Here is a 379-nt window from a genome sequence, read left to right on the forward strand (position 1 = left end):
GGGGGGGTCGGGGAGAAAACCACCCCCCCCCCCCACCCCCCCACAAAAACCAACAAACAAACCACCCCCCCCCCCCCCACCCCCCACCACACAAAAAAAAAACAAAAAAAAAAAAAAAAAAAACAACAAAAAAAAAAAAAACCAAAAAAAAAAAAAAAACAACACAAACCCCACCCAAACAACAAAAAAAAAAACACATAAAAAAAAAAAACAACCCCTCCCCGCAAAAAAACCAAAAACCAAAAAAAAAAAAAAAAAAAAAAAAACACCCCCAAAAAAAAAAAAAGAAAAAAAAAACAAAAAGAGAAAAACGAAAACCCACCCCCCACCCGCGGACGGGCAAACACCACACCCCCCCCCACCACCCACCCCCCCCCAC

General features: G+C 42.2%; 1 protein-coding gene. It reads right to left on the reverse strand.

Annotated elements, in window-relative coordinates; translation table 11 throughout:
• The coding region (locus PUR26_RS34475) for a hypothetical protein (protein WP_329868011.1) at window positions 1-322 on the reverse strand (322 nt) is incomplete at its 3' end.
• Window positions 323-379: the final 57 nt, after the last annotated feature.

Origin of the sequence: Streptomyces sp. SP18CS02, assembly GCF_036322365.1 — a bacterium.
Classification (GTDB): Bacteria; Actinomycetota; Actinomycetes; order Streptomycetales; family Streptomycetaceae; genus Streptomyces.